14 protein-coding genes are annotated in these 19,587 nt (G+C 68.4%); 9 read left to right on the top strand and 5 right to left on the bottom strand.

What is annotated here, in order from left to right:
- Window positions 1-78: 78 nt before the first annotated feature.
- The 7 genes from OG507_RS33180 to OG507_RS33150 all read left to right on the top strand — a co-directional run bounded on the left by OG507_RS33180 (window position 79) and on the right by OG507_RS33150 (window position 10,713).
- A complete protein-coding gene (locus OG507_RS33180) occupies window positions 79-1,308 on the top strand; it encodes a thiolase family protein (RefSeq protein WP_327370790.1) in 1,230 nt (409 codons plus the stop codon).
- Window positions 1,305-3,434, top strand: coding sequence for a 3-hydroxyacyl-CoA dehydrogenase NAD-binding domain-containing protein (locus OG507_RS33175; RefSeq protein WP_327370789.1), 2,130 nt, complete (start codon window positions 1,305-1,307; stop codon window positions 3,432-3,434). The genes OG507_RS33180 and OG507_RS33175 overlap by 4 nt, the downstream gene beginning before the upstream one ends.
- Before the next feature lie 408 nt (window positions 3,435-3,842).
- Window positions 3,843-5,864 carry a hypothetical protein gene (locus OG507_RS33170; protein WP_327370788.1) on the top strand — a complete coding sequence of 674 codons (2,022 nt, stop codon included), beginning with the start codon at window positions 3,843-3,845 and terminating at the stop codon, window positions 5,862-5,864.
- Between the two features lie 76 nt (window positions 5,865-5,940).
- Window positions 5,941-7,434, top strand: a complete 1,494-nt coding sequence (locus OG507_RS33165) for a bifunctional cytidylyltransferase/SDR family oxidoreductase (protein WP_327370787.1) — start codon at window positions 5,941-5,943, stop codon at window positions 7,432-7,434.
- Window positions 7,435-7,483: 49 nt separating this feature from the next.
- Window positions 7,484-8,299 carry a rhamnogalacturonan acetylesterase gene (locus OG507_RS33160; RefSeq protein WP_327370786.1) on the top strand — a complete coding sequence of 272 codons (816 nt, stop codon included), beginning with the start codon at window positions 7,484-7,486 and terminating at the stop codon, window positions 8,297-8,299.
- Window positions 8,296-9,105 carry an Ig-like domain-containing protein gene (locus tag OG507_RS33155; RefSeq protein ID WP_327370785.1) on the top strand — a complete coding sequence of 270 codons (810 nt, stop codon included), beginning with the start codon at window positions 8,296-8,298 and terminating at the stop codon, window positions 9,103-9,105. Before OG507_RS33160 ends, OG507_RS33155 begins: the two co-directional genes overlap by 4 nt.
- A gap of 3 nt (window positions 9,106-9,108) precedes the next feature.
- Entirely contained in the window at window positions 9,109-10,713 is a 1,605-nt protein-coding gene (locus OG507_RS33150; protein ID WP_327370784.1) for a glycosyltransferase, read from the top strand.
- Window positions 10,714-10,814: 101 nt separating this feature from the next.
- Here OG507_RS33150 and OG507_RS33145 read toward each other — a convergent pair whose 3' ends face one another.
- Window positions 10,815-11,915 (bottom strand): hypothetical protein, encoded by a 1,101-nt coding sequence (locus OG507_RS33145; protein ID WP_327370783.1) that lies wholly within the window; start codon window positions 11,913-11,915, stop codon window positions 10,815-10,817.
- 263 nt (window positions 11,916-12,178) lie between these two features.
- Here OG507_RS33145 and OG507_RS33140 point away from each other — a divergent pair, with 263 nt between their 5' ends.
- Together OG507_RS33140 and OG507_RS33135 are read left to right on the top strand one after the other, a co-directional pair.
- Window positions 12,179-13,267 carry an LCP family protein gene (locus OG507_RS33140; protein ID WP_327370782.1) on the top strand — a complete coding sequence of 363 codons (1,089 nt, stop codon included), beginning with the start codon at window positions 12,179-12,181 and terminating at the stop codon, window positions 13,265-13,267.
- Between the two features lie 39 nt (window positions 13,268-13,306).
- Complete coding sequence (locus OG507_RS33135; RefSeq protein ID WP_327370781.1) at window positions 13,307-13,717, top strand: NTP pyrophosphohydrolase; 411 nt, start codon at window positions 13,307-13,309, stop codon at window positions 13,715-13,717.
- A gap of 1 nt (window position 13,718) precedes the next feature.
- Here OG507_RS33135 and OG507_RS33130 read toward each other — a convergent pair whose 3' ends face one another.
- From OG507_RS33130 to OG507_RS33115, 4 genes are all read right to left on the bottom strand, one after another.
- The gene (locus OG507_RS33130) at window positions 13,719-15,230 is read right to left on the bottom strand and encodes an amino acid permease (RefSeq protein WP_327370780.1); all 1,512 of its coding nucleotides are present in this window, start codon (window positions 15,228-15,230) and stop codon (window positions 13,719-13,721) included.
- A 156-nt stretch (window positions 15,231-15,386) separates the two neighbouring features.
- Window positions 15,387-17,315, bottom strand: a complete 1,929-nt coding sequence (gene dxs, locus OG507_RS33125) for a 1-deoxy-D-xylulose-5-phosphate synthase (RefSeq protein ID WP_327372181.1) — start codon at window positions 17,313-17,315, stop codon at window positions 15,387-15,389.
- Window positions 17,316-17,490: 175 nt separating this feature from the next.
- Entirely contained in the window at window positions 17,491-18,789 is a 1,299-nt protein-coding gene (locus OG507_RS33120) for a sugar ABC transporter permease (protein WP_327370779.1), read from the bottom strand.
- Window positions 18,786-19,574, bottom strand: coding sequence for an ATP-binding cassette domain-containing protein (locus tag OG507_RS33115; protein WP_030979331.1), 789 nt, complete (start codon window positions 19,572-19,574; stop codon window positions 18,786-18,788). Before OG507_RS33115 ends, OG507_RS33120 begins: the two co-directional genes overlap by 4 nt.
- Window positions 19,575-19,587 lie beyond the last annotated feature (13 nt).

Here is a 19,587-nt window from a genome sequence, read left to right as displayed (position 1 = left end):
CAAGTAGCATGGGGGGAGCGGCGCGCCTGCGGGCGTGCCCCGCAGCAGTGCCATCCCGCACCCTGGAGGAGAGCCACCGTGCCTCGTACCATCCGGGACGTCGTCTTCGTCGACGGCGTCCGCACCCCGTTCGGCAAAGCGGGCCCGAAGGGCATCTACCACGAGACCCGCGCCGACGATCTCGTCGTGAAGGCCATCCGGGAGCTGCTGCGCCGCAACCCGGAACTGGACCCCGCGAAGATCGACGAGGTCGCCATCGCCGCGACCACCCAGATTGGTGACCAGGGTCTGACGCTGGGCCGTACCGCCGGAATCCTGGCCGGTCTGCCGCAGTCCGTCCCCGGTTACTCCATCGACCGCATGTGTGCGGGCGCCCTGACCGCCGTCACCTCGACGGCAGGTTCCATCGCCTTCGGCGCGTACGACGTCGTCGTCGCCGGCGGTGTCGAGCACATGGGCCGCCACCCGATGGGCGAGGGCGTGGACCCGAACCCGCGCTTCGTATCGGAGAAGCTGGTCGACGAGTCCGCCCTGTTCATGGGCATGACCGCGGAGAACCTGCACGACCGCTACCCGCAGATCACCAAGCAGCGCGCCGACGAGTACGCGGTCCGCTCGCAGGAGAAGGCCGCCAAGGCGTACGCCAACGGCAAGATCCAGCAGGACCTGGTGCCGATCTCGGTGCGCCGTACCAACGCCGAGGCCGGCGAGACGGGCTGGGGCCTGGTCACCGCCGACGAGCCGATGCGTCCGGGTACGACCCTGGAGTCCCTGGCCGGTCTGAAGACCCCGTTCCGCCCCCACGGCCGCGTCACCGCCGGTAACGCCGCGGGTCTCAACGACGGCGCCACCGCCTCGCTGCTCGCCGCCGAGGACGTCGCCCGCGAGCTGGGCCTCCCGGTCAAGATGCGCCTCGTCTCGTACGCCTTCGTGGGTGTCGAGCCGGAGGTCATGGGCTTCGGCCCGATCCCGTCCACGGAGAAGGCCCTCGCCAAGGCCGGTCTGACGATCGGTGACATCGGTCTGTTCGAGATCAACGAGGCGTTCGCCGTGCAGGTGCTCGCCTTCCTCGACCACTACGGCATCGCCGACGACGACGAGCGCGTCAACCAGTACGGCGGCGCCATCGCCTACGGTCACCCGCTCGCCTCCTCCGGTGTGCGTCTGATGACGCAGCTGGCCCGCCAGTTCGAGGAGCAGCCGGAGGTCCGCTACGGCCTGACGACGATGTGCGTCGGCTTCGGCATGGGCGCGACGGTCGTCTGGGAGAACCCGCACTTCGACAAGGCAGACGGAGGCAACAAGTGAGCTCCACCACTGAGCTTCTGAAGGGTGCGGCCGAGCTGTTCCCCGGCGAGGTCGTCACGCAGGCGCACGTACGCCACCTGGACCTTCCGGCCGGTGCGGGCCGCTTCGCCCTCATCACGCTGGACAACGGCCTGGACCACACCAAGCCGACCACCTTCGGACCGCAGTCGCTGGCGAACCTGGACGCCGCCGTCGACCAGGTCGAGAAGGAGGCCGCCGAGGGTGCGATCGTCGGCATCGGCATCACCGGCAAGCCGTTCATCTTCGCGGTCGGCGCCGACCTCAAGGGCGTCGAGCTGCTGAAGAACCACGACGATGCGCTCGCGATCGGCAAGGGCGGCCACGACGTCTTCCGCCGCCTCTCCGGCCTCGCGGTCCCGACGTTCGCGTACTACAACGGCGCGGCGATGGGCGGCGGTGTCGAGGTCGGTCTCCACTGCTCGTACCGCACCGTCTCCAAGGCGCTGCCCGCGTTCTCGCTGCCCGAGGTCTTCCTCGGTCTGGTCCCCGGCTGGGGCGGCTGCGCACTGCTGCCGAACCTGATCGGCGCCGACCGCGCGGTCTCCGTCATCATCGAGAACTCGCTGAACCAGAACCGTCAGCTCAAGGGCAAGCAGGTCTTCGAGCTGGGGATCGCCGACGCCCTCTTCGAGGGTGCGGACTTTTTGGAGCAGTCGCTGATCTGGACCGCGAACGTGCTGAACGGCACGGTCACGGTGGAGCGCCCCGAGGTCGATCGCGGTGACGCCTGGGACCAGGCCGTCGCCCGTGGCAAGGCCATCGCCGACTCCAAGGTGCACGGCGCCGCCCCGGCCGCGTACCGCGCGCTGGAGATCATCGCCGCGGCCAAGGACGGCGACCTGAGCGCCGGCTTCGACGCCGAGGACCAGGCCCTCGCGGACCTGATCATGGGCGGCGAGCTGCGCTCCGGGATCTACTCCTTCAACCTGGTCCAGAAGCGCGCCAAGCGCCCGGCCGGTGCCCCGGACAAGAACCTGGCCCGCCCGGTCACCAAGGTCGGCGTGGTGGGCGCGGGCCTGATGGCTTCTCAGCTCGCCCTTCTCTTCCTGCGCCGCCTGGAGGTGCCGGTCGTCCTGACCGACATCGACCAGGAGCGCGTCGACAAGGGTGTGGGCTATGTCCACGCCGAGATCGAGAAGCTGCTGGGCAAGGGCCGCATCAACCAGGACAAGGCCAACCGCCTCAAGGCCCTGGTCACCGGTGTGCTGGACAAGGCCGAGGGCTTCTCCGACGCCGACTTCATCATCGAGGCCGTCTTCGAGGAGATCGGCGTCAAGCAGCAGGTGTTCGCGGAGGTCGAGGCGGTCGCCCCGGCACACGCGATCCTCGCCACCAACACCTCGTCCCTCTCGGTCACCGAGATGGCGTCGAAGCTGCAGCACCCCGAGCGGGTCGTCGGCTTCCACTTCTTCAACCCGGTCGCGATCCTCCCGCTGCTGGAGATCGTCCGCGGCGAGAAGACCGACGACGCCTCGCTGGCCACGGCGTTCGGTGTGGCGCGGAAGCTGAAGAAGACCGCGGTCCTGGTGAAGGACGCCCCGGCGTTCGTCGTCAACCGCATCCTGACCCGCTTCATGGGCGAGATCCAGAACATCATCGACGAGGGCACCCCGGTCGAGGTCGCCGAGAAGGCCATCGAGCCGCTCGGCCTGCCGATGTCCCCGCTGGTGCTCCTGGAACTGGTCGGCCCGGCCATCGGCCTGCATGTCTCCGAGACCCTGAACCGCGCCTTCCCGGAGCGCTTCACCGTCTCCGAGAACCTCGCGGCGGTCGTCAAGGCCGGCAAGCGCGGCTTCTACGTGTACGACTCCGGCAAGCCGGAGCTGGACCCGGAGGTCGCCGCTCTCCTCAAGCAGGGCGACGTCGTCCTGTCCGAGGAGCAGGTCCGCGACCGCGTCCTGGACGCGGTGGCGCAGGAGATCGGCCTGATGCTGGACGAGGGCGTCGTCGCCGAAGCCCAGGACATCGACCTCTGCCTGATCACCGGCGCGGGCTGGCCCTTCCACCTGGGCGGCATCACGCCGTACCTGGACCGCGAAGGCGTCTCGGAGCGGGTGAACGGCAAGAAGTTCCTGGCGCAGGGCGTGGCGAGCGTTCCGGCGTAACGCCGCTGTTGCCAGACCGGCGGAGGGTGCGGCTCGCAGGGCGAGCGGCACCCTCCGCGCGGTTTTTCCGCTGCGCCCGCCGGGCAATGCCGACGCGATTCCACCCCCGCACGGAAAAAGACCCGGTCACTGACCGTAGCGATTTCGGCTGAGAAGATCACGCCGCCAGCATCGGTTCATAACTCTTCAGCATCTGACGATCAAAAATTCACGTTTCACCCGATCCAGAGTTCACCAAAAGTGTCACTAGTGTTTAAGGTCTGATCGGGTGCTTCACAAAATCCTTACGCACCGTCCGCGTGTCTATCACCGCGGCACGGCCCCATTGCGGTGGGCAGCATCACCCGCGCTCTGCTGGCAACGCTGCCGTGCGCCACAAATCACCGATGAAGGAGGGGCTGTCCGCTGATGGGCAAGGAGAAGCGCCGCGTAGCGCTGGGGATCCTGATCTCGAGTGCTCTCGTACTGAGCTTCGTGGGCATGCTGGCAGGTGTCGTGGTGGCCTCTCTTCACGTGTTCGCCGTCTCCGCGGCGGTCAGCTACCTGTCGGACCTGCTGCTGCACAACACCGAGTCCTCCACCCTCGACCGGCTCCGCGACTCGCGTTTCGGCCTGACCATCCGCTTCCTGATCCGCCAGTTCCTGCTGCTCGCGCTCTGCGGCTCCATAGCCGACCTCGACTCGTTCGTGGTCCGCATCGCCTCCGTTGGGCTGCTGCTGCTCTTCGTGCTGCAGCTCGCCTACGGAGCGGTGCTGAAGCAGGTGCGCAGCAAGCGCGCGGCTCTCCCCTTCACGACGCGGGCGCTCGACCTGGATGCCCTGGGCATCCGCCGGATGCCGCACCCCTTCCTGACCAACAAGCACGTCCGCAAGACCCTGCACCTCGACATTCCGCTGGTCGCGGGGGCGCTGGGCACGATCGCCACGGACGACTGGAAGTACGTCACCTTCGGCGCCATCATCACGGTCTCCGTGGCGTACGTGGCTCTCCTGGTCCTGCTACCCGGCGCGTGGGACGCCCTGTCGCTCCCCACCACCGACGAAGCACTCGACGAGCTGAACCGGCAGCTCGTCGACTACCGGCCGCAGGTCGCGCTGTACTTCACCTTCGCCGCGGTGTCGCGGGACTTCATGTACCAGGTGAACATGTGGCTGGAGGCGCTGGAGTCACTTGATCTGCGCCCGATCATCGTGCTGCGGGAGCGCGCAACCCTCCGATATCTGGACGCCACGTCGGTGCCGGTCATCTGTGTCCCCAAGGCCGACAACCTGGCCCGTGTGGAGATGCCCGAACTGCGCGTCGCGCTGTACCCGGGCAACGCCGGCAAGAACGTCCACATGCTCCAGCGCGCCGAGGTGAAGCATGTGTTCATCGGCCATGGCGACAGCGACAAGCTGGCCAGCAGCAACCGGGTGAGCAAGGTCTTCGACGAGATCTGGGTGGCCGGCCGCGCGGGCCGCGACCGCTACGAGCGGATCAAGCACGCCGTCAGCAGCAACCAGATAGTCGAGGTGGGGCGGCCCCAGCTGATGCCCCTGCACCACTGGACCGGCTCGGTGATCAACGAGGTCCCCACCGTCATCTACGCGCCGACGTGGGAGGGCTGGACCGACGATGCCTGCTACACCTCGGTCATTCCGGCCGGCGAGAAGCTGATTCGCACGCTGCTCGTGCACGACCGGCAGATCCGGATCATCTACAAGCCGCACCCGCTCCTCGGCACCCGCTCTCCCGCCGCCGCGGCCGCGCACCGCGCCATCATCGCGCTGCTCCAGCAGGACAACACCCAGCGTTTCGGCCGGAAGATCACCGATTCCAAGAGCGCGGCCCGCAAGCTGGCCCGGATCGACAAGCGGATCGCCGAGCTGTCCGAGCGCGGGGTGCGCTCCAGCTTCCCCGACCTCACGGAGGAGGAGCGGACCGCCCGCATCCGTCGGCACCGGAACCAGGCCGGGGCCCTGTACTGGGCTTCCCTGCCCGAAGAAGCCCACCATGTGGTGACCGAGCGGATTCCCACTCTCTACGACTGCTTCAACCATTCCGATCTGCTGATCGGCGACATGTCGAGTGTGGTGTCGGACTTCGTTGCGACACGCAAGCCGTACGCGATCTTCAACCTGGACGGACTGCCGGACCAGGAGTTCCGGAACGAACAGCGCACCGCCTACGCGTCGTACCTGCTGGACGCCGACTGCAACGGGCTCGGCGAGGCCATCGACGCCATGCTCGTACCGGAGCGGGACGTCATGGCCCCGTACCGCGGGCAGTTGAAGGAGTACCTGCTGGGCGCGGACTATCCGCCGTCCACCGTCCGGTTCAACAACGCGGCGAACGATCTGTACCGACGCGGCCTCGCCGACTTCCCGATCGAGTATCCGGAGCACCCGGAACACCCGGAGCAATCGCAGACCTCCGGTCTTCCGGTGTAGTCGACCCGCCTCTCTGGTTGTTGCCACAGCCCATTCAACCGGCCCAGCCCGCTCAACCCGTTCAGGAAGAAGACCTTTGTCCAGTTCAGCAGCCCGCAACCGCACTGTCGCCGTGATCCTCGCCGGCGGGACCGGGCAGCGCGTGGGACTCGAAATCCCGAAGCAGCTCCTGAAGATCGCCGGCAAGTCGATCCTGGAACACACCCTGCACATCTTCGAGAACGCGTCCGAGATCGACGACATCGTCATCATGATGGCGCCGGACCACCTCGCGGACGCGGAGAGGACCGTCGCGCGCGCCGGTCTGCGCAAGGTGTCGAAGGTTCTGGCGGGCGGGGCGACGCGCAGCGGTACCACTTCCCTCGCCATCCAGTGGGTGACCGAGCACCTGGCCGACGGCGAGGACTGCAACCTGCTGATCCACGACGCCGTACGCCCTCTGCTGTCCGGGCGCGTCGTCGAGGAGTGCGTGGCGGCCATGGACCGCTACCGCGCCGTCGACGTCGCCATCCCCTCGTCCGACACCGTCGTGGTCACCCGCGCCCATGGCGAGGACGGTGAGTTCATCACCGAGGTGCCGGACCGTGCGCGATTGCGCAGGGGGCAGACCCCCCAGGGCTTCCGTCTGTCGACGATCCGTCGGGCGTACGAGCTGGCCCTGGCCGACCCCGCCTTCCAGGCCACCGACGACTGCTCCGTCGTCGTGAAGTACCTGCCCGACGTGCCCGTCCATGTCGTCATGGGCGACGAGTACAACATGAAGGTGACCCAGCCGGTCGATGTCTTCATCGCCGACAAGCTCTTCCAGCTCTCCTCGCGCACCGCCCCGGCGCCCTCCGGCGAGGACTTCTACCGGGAGCACCTGGCCGGTCGCACCGTTGTCGTGTTCGGTGAACCGGGCGGTGTGGGCGGGGACATCGCGCGGCTGGCCGCAGGGTACGGCGCCCGGGTCTTCGCCCTGGGCCGCTCCACCACCGGCACTCTTTCGGAGAACCCCGAGCACGTCGCCGACGCCTTCGCCGACGTGTACGCCGAGACCGGCCGGATCGACCACGTCGTCAACACCACGGGCGTGATCAGCGTCGGCCGTCTCTCCGAGACCGACGACGAGACGCTCCAGGAAGCACTGGCGGTCAACTACCTGGCCCCGGTGAACATCGCCCGCGCCGCGTTCAAGTATCTCGAAGAGTCCCAGGGGCAGCTGCTGTTCTTCACGTCGAACAGCTACACCAGGGGTCGTGCGGGGTACAGCCTGTACTCCTCGACGAGGGCCGCGATCGTCAATCTGACCCAGGCTCTCGCGGAGGAGTGGGAGCCCGACGGCATCCGGGTCAACTGTCTGAATCCTGGGACCGTCACGACCCCCGCGCGGACCAGGGCGTTCAGCGAGGGGCCCGAGAGCTCTCGGCTCTCTTCGGAGTCCGTCGCAGGCAGCGCGATGGACGTGCTTCTCGCGGACATGACAGGCCATGTCGTCGACGCGCGCAAGCAGGATGCCGCAGCTCATCGATCGAGCTTCGACCAGGCGATCGCCTCCGTTCTCAGCGAGCAGTCCGACATGGAGCTGTGAGCGATTCCCGTCGTCGCATCCCGACGTCGTATCCGGAAGAGGGAGAGGTATGAACTACACGGCGGAGCCTGCCGCGCGTCGCGGCCGGATCTTCGTGGCCGGAGACTCGACCGCGGTAACCCGTCCGGTGAGCCACCTGCCGATGGCGGGCTGGGCACAGGCGTTGCCCCTCTTCCTCACCGATGACGTGGAAGTGGTCAACTGCGCCCGCGCCCGCGCCAGCTCGAAGAGCTTCCGGGAGCGCGGCCGGCTCCAGTGGATTCTGGAGAACATGTCCCCCGGCGACTATCTGCTCTTCGGGTTCGGCCAGATCGACTGGAAGCCCGATCCCGGCCTGCACACCGATCCGTACGGCAGCTTTCTGGAACACATGAGGGCCTACGCCACGGGAGTCCGTGACGCTCAGGGGCATCCGGTGGTCCTGCTTCCGTTCGAGCGGCGCCGCGTCGACCGGCACGGCAATGTCGCCCGCTTCCTCGGGGACTATCCGGTGGCCATGCGGCAGCTGGCCCGCGAGGAGCATCTCCCTGTGGTCGATCTGTACGGGCAGAGCCTCGCCTGGTGGGAGGAGCTGGGCCCGGAAAACTCCAAGGACGCCTTCACGTATCTCCGGCCCGGTGAGCCGCTCCAGGAGATCGTGCAGGACGCCGACAATGTGCACCTTCGCCCCGAGGGGGCCGTCGAGTGCGCGCGTTATGTGGCCCGGAGCCTGCTCAGGCAGCAGATCGTCCCGCCCCACTGGGTGACCGGTCTCGACCGGCGCACATTCTCGTACGACGAGCTGGGCTGGCTGGACGACGCCACCTTCGCCCACCTCACCAAGTCCCGTGTGTCCGTCCATCGCGGTCAGGAGTCCGGCGCGTGAACCATCTGCTGTGCCGGGGCCGGGCTGTCGGCACCGACCCCTCAGAGGGCGCGGTGTACGCCGGTCTGTACAGTTCCGCCGATCCGCTGGCGGGCGTCGCCCCCGGTGAACACGTCCAGCTCGGTCTGTCCGTGGCGCCCGCCGACGGAGCGCCACGTGGCTTCGCCTACCTGCTGGCCGACTCGCTCGCCGACGGGGCGGAGATCGTCGCCGTCCAGGGTGTGGAGTACTTCCCCGAGCAGGGTTGGTTCCGGGTCCGCGCCGAACCCGGTGAGACGCAGACCGGGGTCGTCTCGCTGCTCGTGGGGCGCCCGAAGAAGGCTCCCAGGCTCCGGCCCCAGATCATCGTCGCCGTACCGGACGCCTCGGGCCGCAAGCTGATCCGGACCGGACGCCTCAGTGACGCGGTTCTGCCGGTGCATACGGTGTCGGCGCCCGGCCTGCGTATCGTCACCGAGCCCAACACCCCCGGTTCGGTCCATGCGACGGCAGCTGTGGCGGCCGGCAGCTCCGTGATCTCGGTGACCCAGCCGGCCCAGGGAAGCACACAGCTGTCGCCGGACGGCTGGGTGACGTATCTGCCCGCTCCCGGCTTCCTGGGATACGACCGGTTCCAGTACACCGTGGGCACCCCGGACTCAACGAAACTGACCGCCGCCGTCAACGTCTTCGTGGGTCCTCTGGACCGGGTGCCGGGTGCATTCCCGCCGCACACCGTCACCACCGAGTTCCATCGCTGGCAGTGGCCCGAACTCACCGGGACGATGCCCTGGCCCCGGTCGCACGCGTCCTCGGAGAGTCGATAAGCCATGCTCAACACCGCGCCTGTCCATCCCGCCGACATCCGGGACGTAACCGTCGTCGTCCGCGTCAGCAACCACTCCGACACGCTCGGGGCCTGTCTCGACTCGCTGCTCAAGCAGTCGATCGGCACCGCCCGGATGCACATCATCGCCGTGGACGACGGATCGACGGACGACAGCGGGTCTCTGATGGTTCGTTTCGCCCATGACCATCCTCTGTTCGTCCGGGCCGGACAGCAGCCTCGGGGACTGGGCCCCGCCACCGCCCGCAACTGGGCGTTGAGCCAGGTCGCCACGCGCTATGTGATCTTCCTGGAGGGTTCCGACCGGCTGGCGCCCGATGCCCTGGAACAGCTGGTCGGCGCCGCGGACAAGAACGAGTCGGACGTGGTGCTGGGCAAGCTGGAAAGCTCCGGGCGGCATTCCGTGGCGACATCGATGTTCCGACGGAGCCGCGCCTCCGTCGATCTGTACGGCTCCCGCGTCTACTGGTCGCTCACGCCGGACAAGCTGTTCCGGACCAGTCTGCTGCGGCGGCGGGCGCTGGAGTTCCCGTCCGACATGCACATAGGCGACGACATGGCCTTCACCGCCGCCGCCTATGCCGGCGCCGACAACATCTCGGTGCTGGCCGACAGCACCTGTGTGATCAAGGGGCCCTCTCCGGCTGCCTCGGTGCGGCTCAGCGAGCGGGTGCAACTGGCAGCCCGGATGATGCAGCTGGTGAGCACGCTGGCCCCGGCCGGTGCCCAGCGGGACCATCTGCTCTCGCGCCATCTGGAGGCCGAACTCGGCAAGGCCACAGGCATCCTGCTCCTGGCCCAGGAGAGCCGGGCCGAGCGGGAGAGAGCCATGTGGGCCGCGCAGGAAGTGCTGCGCGCGCACGGCACGCCGGGCGCTCTCGCTCTGTTGCCGCGCCCGCTCGCCGTACGCCTGTCGCTGCTGTCGTCCGGGCGCTTCGCCGAGGCGGAGCGGATGGCCGAGTACGAAGCGGACAAGGAAAAGCCGGCGCCCCGCAAGACCGTGGAGGGCGGCCGGGTGTTCACCACGCTGCCGTTCTTCCGCGATCCGGAGACAGCCCTGCCCGATGAAATCTTCGAGATCACCGACCGGATGACGGTGAGTCACCAGCTGACGTCGGTCCAGTGGACGGGCTCGATCCTGAGTCTTGAGGGATTCGCCTTCTTCGAGCAGTTGTCCACCCGGGACCGGGCGACGAAGGTCGTGCTGCGAGAGCGTCACAGTGGGCAGGAGGAGCGCTTCTCCGTCACGGCACGCCGTGACGAGAAGCTGGTGAACTCCAAGGGAAAGCCGCGTGCGATGGGCCGGTTCTCGGCGCGCGTCAATCTGCGTCAGACATCCAGCGGCTGGCCGGTCCCTGCGGGGGTCTGGGATGTTTTTCTCGCGGTGAGCTTCGAGGGGGTCACCAAGGAGGTGCGCCTGGGCCGTGAGCGTTCCGCGGCCGTGGACATCACCAGCCGCAGCCCCGTCGTCGTCGCGCCGGCGCAGGGCTCGGCGCAGCTCGAACTCGTGGCCACTCCGGTCTACTCGGAAAGCGGCGATCTCTCGATCGAGATGGCCGAACGACTTCCGCTGCCCACAGGCCGGTGACAGACACCCGCCGGGCCGTCCGTGGCCGTGCCCCGGACCGGAGTTCGCCGCTGTGGGCCCCGGTGACGGGGCGGGGCACGGAACCGGGGCGCCCGCGCGGGTCAGTGCGCCTGGTGCCACGGGCCGAAGGCGAGCCCTTCCTGGGTCGTGTCCTGGCGCGTCACGTGCAGGACGCCCTGCTTGTCGAGCGCGGCCACCACCACCCGCCCGAAGCCGTCGACGACGGCCTGGACCGACTCCGCGTCGGGGCCGCCGAGCGGCGCCCACCACATGCCGTACCCCTCGTTCTCCGTGACGTAGGCGGCGACCTCCATGCCGCCGTGGAGGGCGATCTGGACGAGAACGGTGCAGTCGTACCCCCCGAGGATCACCCGCGTCACGCCGGGCGCGCCACGCCCGCCCGCGCCTCCGAGCGTCATCAGGCCCTCGCTGCCGGTGGCCTGCGGGCGCCAGGCCACGACGGAATTGTCGCCGGGGTAGCGCCAGAAGAACGTGGCGCGCTTGGGACCGGTCTCGTACGCCGTCGCGCTGCCCGCGGCGACTGGCGTTGCGATGCGGTCGGCGAGTTCGAAACGCCCCTGCGCCCTGCCCACCCAGCGGTCGGCCTCCGACACGCCCTGGACCAGGATCTCCAGCGGTCCGCCATCCGTCATGACCGCGGTGGGTTCACCCGGGCAGGGGCCGTTCGTGACGCTCTTCCAACCGCCCCAGTTGCCCTCGGGGTTGCGGCTGCGCCGGAAGATCTCGCCGGTGCGCGTGGCGATCAGCACATGGATGGATCCGGTGCTGAGATTCACGGTGGTCAGCGGTCCGAATGCGGGGGAATTGTCCACGTCGGGCGTGGACTTCGGTGCGCCGAGGTTGTGCCAAGGGGTCAGCGCGCGGCCGGTCTGGAACTGGGTCGCGAGCACGATCTCCGACCGGCCCGGGTCGGCGGCGACCGAACGGCGGGCGGCGAGATGCACGTAGCCCTCGCGCGTCCGGGCCGTGCTCAGATGACCGGCCCAGCCGGGCACCTCGATCGCTTCGGGACCCGTCCAGCCCTCTGCGGTGTGCTCGGTCCACCGGACCAGCCCCTGCGGGCCTTGCCCGTACGCGGTCATGAGTCCGTCAGGACGGGTGAACAGCCAGCGTCCGGGCGGCACGGCGGTCACCGACGGGGCGTGCGCCCCGGCCTCGTTCGTGCCCCCGCGGGGAACCACTGCCCTGCCACCCCTGCCACGGCTCACGAGCCCGTCCCGCCTTTCCGTAGCCTCACGGGCACCTACAGACATTCGGAGGAGAAGTTTGTCATACCGTCCACCTGGTCTTCACTTCAGCGTGAACACCCCCACACCATCAACTGTCCGAACATCTGTCTATCATTCACTCCATCCTGCTACAGACAGGTGGGCTGGTACCCCTCTGCCGCCCGGTCCCTCTCGCACGCGAGTGTCGCGTCCCGACGGAAGAAGCAGACGAGCCCATGACTGACCAGACCCCTGCCACCGGACAGCTGGAATCCGACAGTCCCCGTTCCCGAAGAGCCCCCCGCAAGCGCCGCCGCGGACTCAAGATCACTCTCGGTGTCCTGCTCGTCCTGCTGCTCGCCGGGGGCGGCACCGCCTACTGGCTCTACAGCAGTCTCGACGGGAACATCAAGGGCGTCGACATCGACAAGGCGCTCGGTGACGACCGCCCCGAGAAGCTGCCGACCAGCGGGCAGAACCTGCTGGTTCTCGGCTCGGACTCGCGGGCCGGTGCGGAGAACAAGGAGCTGGGCGGCGGCGGCAGCGTCAGCGGGGCCCGGTCCGACACCGCGATGGTCGTGCACATTCCCGAGGGCCGCACCAGGGCCGTCGCCGTGTCCATACCGCGTGACACCCTCGTCACCCGGCCCGAGTGCACCAAGGCCGACGGCACGGCCGTCCCCGCGGCGAACCGCGTGATGTTCAACTCCGTCTACTCGCAGGTCGGTCCGGCCTGTGTGGTCAAGACCGTGGAGAAGATGTCCAAGATCCGGATCGACCACTACCTGGAGATCAATTTCGCCGGGTTCAAGGATCTGGTCGACGCGATAGGCGGCGTCACCGTGGACGTCCCGCAGGACATCCACGACAAGTCCTCGGGCCTCGACCTCACCGCCGGACCGCACAAGCTCGACGGCACGCAGTCGCTCGCGTACGTGCGCACCCGGCACGGCATCGGGGACGGCAGCGACCTCGGCCGGATCGGGCTGCAGCAGCAGTTCCTGCTGGCGCTGCTGAGCGAGGTCAAGTCCCAGGACCTGCTGAGCAGTCCGACGGACACGTACAAGATCGCCAACTCGGCGACCAAGTCGCTGACGACCGACGACGGTCTCGCCTCGCTGAACTCGCTCTCGAAGTTCGCCCGCTCCATGCAGGGCGTCGACCCCGCCTCGATGGAGACGATCATGCTCCCGGTGGCGTACGACAAGGCCGATCCGAACCGGGTCGTGGCCGCGCAGCCGCAGGCCAACACCTTGTGGAAGGCGATCCGCGAGGACGCCACGATCCCAAAGTCCGCGAAGAAGTCCCCCGCCACCGGCGGCTGACGGACTCCGGCCGGGGCCGGCGCATGACACCCTTCGAGGATGCTGAGCGAACCGGCCCTGGTGATCGTCGACGCGGCCAATGTGGTCGGGTCGGTACCGGACGGGTGGTGGCGGGACCGGTGCGGTGCGGCCGTCAGGCTGCGGGATTCGCTGGTCCCGTTCGCCGTGGACGGGCTGGCGGTCCACCCCGGTCCCGCCGAGCTGGTCCTGGTCGTCGAGGGCGCGGCCCGGGGCGTTGCTTCGATTCCCGGGGTGCGGGTGGAGCCGGCGCCGGGGAGCGGTGACGACCGGATCGTCGAACTGGTCGCCGATGCCATGTCACATACGCCGTCCCGCATCTGTGTCGTCGTCACCGCAGACCGGGAACTGCGGCAGCGGGTGGAGGCGTACGGGGCGCGGTGCGTGGGCCCCCGTACGGTGCGGCCGCTGCCGCCGTCGCGCACCGGCTGAACTACGCCCGTCCGAGGGGCGCGTTGATCCTGCTGTGCCTGCGCCCGTACGCGAAGTAGATGATCACGCCGAGGGCCATCCAGACGGCGAACCGCAGCCAGGTCTCGGCCGGCAGATTGAGCATCAGCCAGACCGAGGCGGCCACCGAGAGGATCGGGATCAGCGGCACCCACGGGGTGCGGAACGCGCGGTGCAGATCGGGGCGGGTGCGGCGCAGCACCAGGACGCCGAGGGCCACGACGACGAACGCGAAGAGCGTGCCGATGTTCACCAGCGTCGCCAGTTCGTTGATGCTCGTGAAGCCCGCGACGACGGCGATGACCAAGCCGAGCAGGATGGTCGGGCGGTACGGCGTGCGGAAGCGGGGGTGCGTCACGGAGAAGAACCGCGGGAGCAGCCCGTCGCGGCTCATCGCGAAGAACACCCGGGTCTGTCCGAGCAGCAGGATCAGACAGACCGTGGTGAGGCCGACCGCGGCGCCGAAGCTGATGAATCCGGCGAAGACGGGATGGCCGACGACCTTGAAGGCATCGGCCAGCGGGGCCTCGACCGACAGCTCGCTGTAGTGCTCCATGCCCGTGACCACCAGCGACACGGAGACATAGAGCACGGTGCAGATGAGGAGCGAGGCGAGGATGCCACGTGGCATGTCACGCTGCGGCACCTTTGTCTCCTCGGCGGCGGTGGCCACCACGTCGAAGCCGATGAAGGCGAAGAAGACGACGGAGGCGGCGGTGAAGACGCCCAGGACGCCGAAGTTCGTGGGCTCGTAACCGAAGATCAGCTGGATGAGCGGCGCGGTCAGCCCCGATCCCGTGGCCTGCGGCTGTGCTTCGGGGATGAACGGCGAGTAGTTGGCGGCCTCGACGAAGAACAGTCCCGCGATGATGACGATCAGGACCACGGCGACCTTGATGGCGACCACGATCGTGGTGACCCGGGCGGAGAGCTTCATGCCGAGCACCAGCACGACGGTCAGGACGAGCACCAGGACGAAGGCGAGAAGGTCGAAGCCGAATCCTTTCGCCGCGTCGGGTCCGGAGAGCACTTCGGGCATGTTCCAGCCGAAGTTGTCCATCAGCGAGCGGACGTAACCGGACCAGCCGACCGCCACCACCGCCGTGCCGAGTGCGAACTCCAGCACCAGGTCCCAGCCGATGATCCAGGCGACCAGTTCGCCGAGCGAGGCATACGCGAAGGTGTACGCGGAACCGGCGACCGGCACGGTGGAGGCGAACTCGGCGTAGCAGAGCGCGGCCAGCGCGCAGACGATGCCCGCGGCGACGAAGGCGAGGGCGGTGGCGGGACCGGCGGTCTCCTTGGCCACCTTGCCGGTGAGTACGAAGATGCCGGTGCCGATGATGACACCCACCCCGAAGACCGTGAGATCCAGCGCGGAGAGGGACTTCTTGAGCGCGTGCTCCGGCTCCTCGGTGTCGCGGATGGACTGCTCGACCGTCTTGGTCCTGAACAGTCCGTCGCTGCTTGGTGGTGTGTCCTGCTGGGCAGTCACCGGCGTACCTCCACGCACTCGTCGTGTACGCCATGATTGGGACCGTATCTGCGCCGCAGGGCTCCGCCCCGGAGGATTTCACGCGAATGGGCCGGTCGGACCACCCGTACAGGGTGGCCCGACCGGCCCATTGGCCGTATCGCCTCGTGCGGGGTGTCAGTCGCGGGCGGGCTCGATCACGGACGCGCTGTCCGCGCCCGTCTCGTAGCGGCCGTCCAGCTTGGCGACCAGGCCGGTGACCTGGCGGGCGATGTCCGGCGCGGTCAGCCCGATCTCGGCCATGACCTCCTTGCGGGAGGCGTGGTCGAGGAAGCGCGGCGGGATGCCGAAGTCGCGCAGCGGTACGTCGACCCCGGCGTCGCGCAGCGACTGGGCGACGGCGGAACCGACGCCGCCGGCCCTGCTGTTGTCCTCGACGGTGACGACGACCCGGTGCCGCTCGGCGAGCGGGGCCATGGCCTCGTCGACCGGCTTGACCCAGCGCGGGTCGACGACGGTCGTCGAGATGCCCTGGGCGTCCAGCAGATCGGCGATCTCCAGACACATCGGGGCGAGCGCGCCGACGGAGACCAGGAGGACGTCCGGCCGGGTGGTGCCGGGCTCGCGCAGGATGTCCATGCCGCCGACCCTGCCGACGGCCTTGACCGCCGGGCCGACCGCGCCCTTGGAGAAGCGGACCACGGTCGGTGCGTCGTCGACCTCGACGGCCTCGCGCAACTGGGCGCGGACCTGGTCGGCGTCGCGCGGGGCGGCGATCCGCAGGGTGGGCACGCACTGCAGGATCGACATGTCCCACATGCCGTTGTGCGAGGCGCCGTCGGTGCCGGTGATCCCCGCCCGGTCCAGGACGAAGGTCACACCGCACTTGTGCAGCGCGACATCCATCAGGACCTGGTCGAAGGCCCGGTTGAGGAAGGTGGCGTACACCGCGAAGACGGGGTGCAGTCCGCCGGTGGCGAGGCCGGCCGCGGAGACCGCGCCGTGCTGCTCGGCGATGCCGACGTCGTAGATCCGGTCCGGGAATTCCTTCTCGAACCCGGTGAGGCCGACGGGCTGGAGCATGGCCGCGGTGATCGCGACGATGTCCTTGCGCTCCTTGCCGAGCTTGACCATCTCCTCGCCGAAGACGGAGGTCCAGTCGAGACCGGAGGTGGCGACCGGGAGGCCGGTGTCGGGGTGGATCTTGCCGACGGCGTGGAAGCGGTCGGCCTCGTCGAGCAGGGCGGGGGTGTAGCCGCGGCCCTTCTCGGTGAGGCAGTGCACGATGACGGGCCCGCCGAAGCGCTTGGCACGCTGGAGCGCGGACTCCAGGGCCTCGATGTCGTGTCCGTCGATCGGGCCGACGTACTTCAGGCCGAGGTCCTCGAACATGCCCTGCGGGGCGATGAAGTCCTTCAGCCCCTTCTTGGCGCCGTGCAGCGTCTCGTACAGCGGCTTCCCGACGACGGGGGTGCGCTCCAGGATGTCCTTGCCGCGGGCCAGGAAGCGTTCGTAGCCGTCGGTGGTGCGCAGGGTGGCCAGGTGGTTGGCGAGGCCGCCGATGGTCGGGGCGTAGGAGCGCTCGTTGTCGTTGACGACGATGACGAGCGGGCGGTCCTTGGCGGCGGCGATGTTGTTCAGCGCCTCCCAGGCCATACCGCCGGTGAGAGCGCCGTCACCGATGACCGCGACGACATGGTCGTCCTTGCCCAGCACCTCGTTGGCCTTGGCGAGGCCGTCGGCCCAGCCGAGCACGGTGGAGGCGTGCGAGTTCTCGATGACGTCGTGCTCGGACTCGGCGCGCGAGGGGTAGCCGGAGAGGCCGCCCCTGCTCTTGAGCTTCGAGAAGTCCTGGCGGCCGGTGAGGAGCTTGTGCACATAGCTCTGGTGACCGGTGTCGAAGAGCACCTTGTCCTTCGGCGAATCGAAGACCCGGTGCAGGGCGATGGTCAGCTCGACCACGCCCAGGTTGGGGCCGAGGTGGCCGCCGGTCTTGGAGACTGCGTCGACGAGGAAGGTCCGGATCTCCTCGGCGAGCTGTTCCAGCTGCTCAGGACTGAGCCGGTCCAGGTCGCGCGGTCCCCCGATGCGGGTCAGCAGGGCCACCCGTGCCTCCTTGCGTTTGAGCTGGTCGAGCATGCCGATCCGCTGAGTCTAATGTTCCGTCCGGGGTCCCGGTCATCGGGCGGTGTTTTCGGGTGCGGATCGGTGCGTGCGTACATGCGTACACGCAGGTGCCCGGCACCACGAAGGGTGCCGGGCACAGGCGCGGGTTCCGCGGTCAGGCGCGGCCCGCGGTCTTCTGGGTCTTGCGCGAGACCGAGTCGATGATCACGGCGATGAGGAGCACTCCACCGGTGATCATGTACTGGATCGCGTTCGACGACAGGTTCATCTGGTTGAGGCCCTGGACGATCGACTGGATGACCAGGATGCCCAGCAGCGCGGACCAGACCTTGCCGCGTCCGCCGAACAGGGACGTACCGCCGATGACGGCTGCGGCGATGCACATCATGAGCTGGTTGCCGCCACCGAGCGAACGGTCGGCGCCGCCGGTCGCGGAGGCCAGGAAGAGACCGCCGACCGCACCGAGCGTGCCGGAGATCATGAACACCGAGATGCGGATCCAGGACACGTTGATACCAGCACGACGCGCTGCCTCGATGCCACCGCCGACCGCGAAGATCTGACGGCCGTAGGTGGTGCGGCGCAGAACGAAGTCGGTGATGACCAGGATCGCGAGGAAGATCACCAGGGAGAGCGGGAGGCCCTGCTCCTGGTTGAACGCGTACGCGGCGAGGAGGCACAGGACGGCGATCAGCAAGGTGCGCAGGATGATCTCGCTCTGCGGGCGGTGCGGCAGCTCTGCGGCCTTGCGGCGGCTCGAGTCGCGCAGCTGCGCGAGGTAGAAGGCGACGATCACGACCACGGCGAGACCGTAGGCGGCGGCGACGTCGGCGAAGTAGTAGCTGGTCAGGTCGCGGACGAAGCTGCCGAGCGGGGTGGTGATGGTGGACTTGTCGCCCATCACCCAGGTCTGCAGACCGGCCCAGCCCAGGAAGCCTGCCAGCGTCACGACGAACGCGGGCACGCCGATCTTGGCGAAGACGATGCCGTGGAAGGCGCCGATGACCGTGCCGGACAGGATGCCGACCACGATGGCGAGGGAGTCGGGCATGTCCGTGCCGAGCACGGCCCACACCGAACCCGCGAGACCCGCGACGGAACCGACCGCGAGGTCGATCTCGCCGAGCAGCAGTACGAAGACGATGCCCACGGCCATGATGCCGGGGCCCGCCGCGTACAACGTGATCTGGTCGAGGTTGTACGAGGTGAGGAAGTTGCCGGTCTCGACCTGGAAGACGATCCCGATGACGATCAGGCCCACCACGACAGGCAGCGAGCCGATCTCACCCGAGCGCACCTTGCGCTTGAACTCGGTCCAGTAGCCCTTGAAGCCCTGCTCACGGATGAGCAGGCGGGGGTCGACGGCCTTGACTGCGCCGGCCGCTGCTACGGGAGCCTCGGTGGCCTTTGCCTGGGCCGGGACCTCGGCCGAAGTCTTGCTGATCTTGCTCACTTGGATGCCTCCGCGCTGCGGGACTTGCGACGGGTCACGGCGTTGTCCGTGGCGCCCGTGATCGCGGCGATGATTTCTTCGTGGCTGGTCGTCGCCACAGGGAAGATGCCGTTGTTGTGGCCGAGTCGCAGCACGGCGACCTTGTCGGCGACAGCCTTCACATCGGCCATGTTGTGGCTGATGAGGATGACGCCGAGGTTCTGCTCGCGCAGCCGCTCCACCAGGTCGAGGACCTGTGCGGTCTGCTCGACGCCGAGGGCCGCGGTGGGCTCGTCCAGGATCACGATCTTGGGGTTGCCGACCAGGGCACGGGCGATGGCCACGACCTGGCGCTGGCCGCCGGAGAGCGCGGCAACCGGGATACGGACGCTGGGGATACGGATGGAGAGCGTGGACAGGAGGTCCTGTGCCCGCTTCTCCATGGCGACCTCGTCGAGGACGCCACCCTTCTTGATCTCGCGACCGAGGAAGAGGTTGGCGACGACATCCAGGTTGTCGCAGAGCGCAAGGTCCTGGTAGACGGTGGCGACGCCGAGGTTCTGGGCGTCGTGCGGACGGTTGATGTCCACCTTCGCGCCCTCCCACTCGATGACGCCCTCATCGATGGGGTGCACGCCGGCGATCGTCTTGACCAGCGTGGACTTTCCTGCACCGTTGTCGCCGACCAGGGCGACCACTTCTCCGGCGTGGACTTCGAGATCGACACCGGAGAGGACCTGGACCGCTCCGAATCGCTTGAAGACTCCACGCAACGCCAGCACGGGCGTCTGTGACACGTGAACCATCTCCTTCGCCGCC

Source organism: Streptomyces sp. NBC_01217, assembly GCF_035994185.1.
Taxonomy (GTDB): Bacteria; Actinomycetota; Actinomycetes; order Streptomycetales; family Streptomycetaceae; genus Streptomyces.
Note: the sequence above shows the minus strand (reverse complement) of the source record. Positions and strands in the feature narration are given on the sequence as shown.

Coding starts and splice junctions, on each gene's coding strand:
- OG507_RS33170 (WP_327370788.1), top strand. CDS start 3,843: ATGGGCAAGGAGAAGCGCCGCGTAGCGCTGGGGATCCTGATCTCGAGT.
- OG507_RS33160 (WP_327370786.1), top strand. CDS start 7,484: ATGAACTACACGGCGGAGCCTGCCGCGCGTCGCGGCCGGATCTTCGTG.
- OG507_RS33150 (WP_327370784.1), top strand. CDS start 9,109: ATGCTCAACACCGCGCCTGTCCATCCCGCCGACATCCGGGACGTAACC.
- OG507_RS33140 (WP_327370782.1), top strand. CDS start 12,179: ATGACTGACCAGACCCCTGCCACCGGACAGCTGGAATCCGACAGTCCC.
- OG507_RS33135 (WP_327370781.1), top strand. CDS start 13,307: ATGCTGAGCGAACCGGCCCTGGTGATCGTCGACGCGGCCAATGTGGTC.
- OG507_RS33115 (WP_030979331.1), bottom strand. CDS start 19,574: ATGGTTCACGTGTCACAGACGCCCGTGCTGGCGTTGCGTGGAGTCTTC.